Below are 4,010 nucleotides of genomic sequence, written 5' to 3'. Positions count from 1 at the left end.
GCTCGATGAATCAGCCCTGGGGATTTAGGGGGATCTTTTTAAGCATAAAATCGCCCCCAAGTTAACTTGAGGACGATCGACAATTAGAGAGAAAATTGTACTAACGTAGCTTAGAGCACCCAGAACCCGTTGACCGCAATTACGCCCGCTGCAGCCGAAGCGGCTAAAGAACTCACCGCCGTACCAAACAACCACCAAGCAGCACCAGCGGCGACCTTTTGCGTGTCGATCGCTTGTTGTTGGGCTTGACGTTTGACGGCTTTGTAGCGTTTTTTGACTTCTTGCTGGACGGCTTGAGCGCGACTCAAGACGCCATCGCGGGTTTCTTCAATTTTCGAGACAATGCGTTCGGCATCGGCTTCGGAGATGTCCTCGCGGGAACTCAAGACGGCAATCAGCGTATCCCGATCGAATTCACCGAAGCGTTCGCCTAGAGCTTCAAATCCGGCTTGCGGGTCGTCAAAGAGCTTACTAAAGTCGGCTTGGATGCCTTCATAGTTGAGTTCGGGTCGATCGAGGGCGTTGAGATAGTCGCGGACTTTGCCAAATAAGTTATCGATCGAGGTTTGAGCGAGTTGTTGAATTTTTTGGAACTGCTCGACGATCGATTTATAGTTGGATTCGACTTGCTCGGCAATCCGATTGGCTTCTTCTTCGCTGATATCTTCGCGTTGGGAGAGTAGAGCGACGAAGGTGGATCGATCGAACTTGCTGACGCGATCGCCTAAGCTATTAAAGCCGGCGCGCGGATCTTTGAGTAATAATTCCAAGTCGCGTTTGATGCTATCGGGATTTAACTCATCCTTATGAGTATTGCGGAGGTAGTTTTCTAGATTAGCTTCAAAGTCTACGGCTTGTTGTTTGGCACGATTGGCGAGGCGGCGGGGGGCTTTGACAATTGAAGTAATCGCCGATTGCAACTGGTCTACCGTTTGATTTACCTGTTCTTCGGTCAGGTTGCCTTGTTGAGTGAGCAGCTTGACTAAAGTTTCGCGATCGACTTGCGATAACCGCTCGCGGAGGGCACCCGCACCGGCTTTGGGATCTTCGAGTAAGGTTTGGAGATCGCGCTTGATGCCGTCGGGGTCGAGTTCGGCGAGGTTGGTTTTGCGCAGGTATTCCGAGATCGCCGCTGTGGTTTGTTCGTATTGAGCTTTGGCTTGCTCGGTCAGTTGGCGCGGCGCATCTAGCGCGCTCTGGCGGACGGATTCGATGCGATCGAGGATCTTATTGACCTTGTCTTCATCTAAATCTTGACGCTGGCTCAACAACTGAACCAAAGTCTCGCGATCGAATTGCGATAAGCGATCGCGCAGCGCGTCGATACCCGCTTTGGGATCGTCGAATAAAACTTTGAGATCGCGCTCGATCCCGTCGGGATTGAGTTCCTCTCGATCGGTATCGCGCAGATAAGCTTCGACTTTGCCGCGTAGCTCTTGGGCTTTGGCTTGCAGATCGATCGCCGGGACTGCGGCTGAGTCGGGGACGCGGGTCGAGTCCAAGACTTCCGAGCGGGCTTCATCGAAATAGGTAGCTAGATTCTCAATGCTATCGGGCTGGAGATCGTCGCGCATCGAGAGGGTTTGGACGAAATAATTGCGATCGATCGGCTCTAGTTGTTGGCGAATCGCTGCCGGATCGGCTTGCGGATCGTAAACTACATCCTTAAACTCTTGCTTGACGTTGGCTTGGCTGAGTTTCCACACTGGCGATGAGAGCAGGTAGTCTTGCAGATCGGCCTGAATCACACTAAAGGGTTTCGACTCTTCAGCAGGTGTAGACGACTGCTCGGAGCTGTTACCGCCGGACGCACCGAGGACGGCTGTTTTAACTTTATTGACCTGAGCAGTAACTTTTTCGACATCCAAATCGGAGAGATTGGCATTTTGCACTACCTTGCCGACGAGCGCACTCAAACCCACTTCCAATGCTCGCGCTGCCAAACTACCGCCATTACCACCGCCGAGGCTGCTTTGGACGATCGATTGGAGTTTGCCAGTCAGTTCATCGGGATTCAAATCTTCGGGGTTGACGGACTTGATGAGATCGAGCACCTGCGTGGGGATATCAGTTTTGCCGCCTTTGTTAGTGAGTTGTTTCCAAGTACCTTCCAGCTTGTCAGCAATTTTGGTGATGTCTTGCTTCGATAAATCGGTACGACTGCCGACTAAATCGACGAAGGTTTGCCGATCGATATTTTTGAGCAGATCGCTATCGGTAAGATCTTTGAGATCGCTATCTTTGATGATTTTTTCAAACTGAGAGCCGATTTTATCGAGATCGAGATCGGGCAGTTTCAAACCACTCAGCGAGCTTTGAAGCGTCTTTTGAATGCTGCTGGGGTCGAAGCCAGCAGTCAGTTCGCGGCGGACGGCAGCGGTAATTTCTTCGGCTGTCGATACGGCTTGGTTTTTGGCCACACTCGCACCGATCGCTCCCGTGGTCGCGCCCATCAGCCCTTGAATACCAGATGTCGCAGTGCTGACGATCGACCCCAGCACAGAGCCGACAGCGTTCGATCCGAGCCAGACTAAGACGGTAAAGTAGGTCGCCCAAATCGTCACGCCCACTAGCGCGCCGATGAAGGCATCGTTGACTAAGCTAAATTTCACCGCCAGATATGATGCGGCAAATAAGGCGATCGTGGCTGTCACCATCACACCGATACCGACTTTGGTTTCGATGCCGCGTACGGTATCCATCAGGCTGTCATCATCATCTGAGCCGGTATCGACTGGCACATCGCCCGGTGTGGCGACTAAGGCAACCGATAGATTGGTGAGTAACAGTTGGAAGGCAAAGGCCATCATAATTCCGGCGAGCAAGCCCACAACTATTTGCGAGCCGGAACTGGTGGGATTATCGAGGACAAACGCACCTGGTTCGATCCGGATCTGAGCCAGTTGTAACGATTCACTCCCGATCGAGGGAAGTTTTAAATTGAAAAACATCATTTTGCTCCATTACAAGTGTTTAACAAGTGAGCCAAATCGAGACTGCCTAAAATCCGCCTGAAAATAATTTTTCAGGCGATCGGCAATCTGATTACTGGGCTAACTTTTGGGGCGGCAACTAGTGCGAAGCACCTAATTATTGCTGGTAAGCGTAGAAGTTTGACCGATCTTTTTCTCAGCAAAATAGTTATTGAGAAAACTGCTTGCTAATGACAAGACCACCGGGCCGAGGATAAATGCGAGTAAGCCATGAATGGCAAAGCCGGGTACTAAAATAGCAGCCAGCCAGAGACATACACCATTAACAACGAGTGAGAACAATCCCAGACTCAAGAAGTTAATCGGCAACGAGAGGATCGATAGAATCGGGCGGATAGTCGCATTCACAAACCCGATCGCGGCGGCGGCGATTAATGCTGCCGGAAAGTTGGCAATCTCAATACCAGGAACGACCAAATCGTCTACTAACAAGCCCAATGCAGTGGCTAGGGTAGTGACGAGGTAGGGCACAATGTTGCTGTTCATATCGGTAAAATTTTTAAATAAAGTCTGACGCAGTGAGTAATGCCAGTTTTATTTGTAAACTGAGTCATTCATCTGCTCTTGTTTGGCGATCGCCCAGACGGCGTGAATACTGCCGGGAATCCAGCCGAGCAGCGTGAGGGCAATATTAATGAATAGAGTCGTACCAACTCCATAGGTTAGAAAAACACCAACCGGGGGAATCAAAATTCCCAGTGCTAAGTTTAGTAATTTCATTGTTGGTTCACCAGATCGATAAATGACGATGGTTGGCTATTGTCAGTAAGGGAAATGTCACCATCGCCCCTACTGAAATAACTTGAATTCGGTTGAGAAGCTCAGAGGATGTCTGAAAAGTCTAATTGCTTCGTTTACGGTGGGTAGATCCCCCCTAGCCCCCCTTCAAAAGGCTACCGTGTATATACAAGTCTATTGGACTTCGTTTTTAGATCTAAATCCCCCAAACCCCCTTAACAAGGGGGCTAAGATCCGGTCAAAGTCCCCCTTTTTAAGGGGGAATTAGGGGGATTCTCA

At 50.3% G+C, this 4,010-nt stretch carries 3 protein-coding genes; all 3 read right to left on the bottom strand.

All coding sequences use genetic code 11. The features are described from left to right. Window positions 1–110: 110 nt before the first annotated feature. The 3 genes from RMO84_RS16475 to RMO84_RS16465 all read right to left on the bottom strand — a co-directional run bounded on the left by RMO84_RS16475 (window position 111) and on the right by RMO84_RS16465 (window position 3,713). Entirely contained in the window at window positions 111–2,951 is a 2,841-nt protein-coding gene (locus RMO84_RS16475; protein ID WP_396135883.1) for an MFS transporter, read from the bottom strand. A 135-nt stretch (window positions 2,952–3,086) separates the two neighbouring features. Then, a complete protein-coding gene (locus tag RMO84_RS16470; RefSeq protein WP_310489520.1) occupies window positions 3,087–3,479 on the bottom strand; it encodes a phage holin family protein in 393 nt (130 codons plus the stop codon). A 48-nt stretch (window positions 3,480–3,527) separates the two neighbouring features. Continuing rightward, a complete protein-coding gene (locus tag RMO84_RS16465) occupies window positions 3,528–3,713 on the bottom strand; it encodes a YqaE/Pmp3 family membrane protein (RefSeq protein ID WP_310489519.1) in 186 nt (61 codons plus the stop codon). Between the last annotated feature and the right edge of the window lie 297 nt (window positions 3,714–4,010).

It is taken from the genome of Chamaesiphon sp. VAR_69_metabat_338 (assembly GCF_031423935.1).
Lineage (GTDB): Bacteria > Cyanobacteriota > Cyanobacteriia > Cyanobacteriales > Chamaesiphonaceae > Chamaesiphon.
The sequence above is the reverse complement of the archived record's forward strand: the minus strand, read 5'-3'. Positions and strand labels throughout refer to the sequence as shown.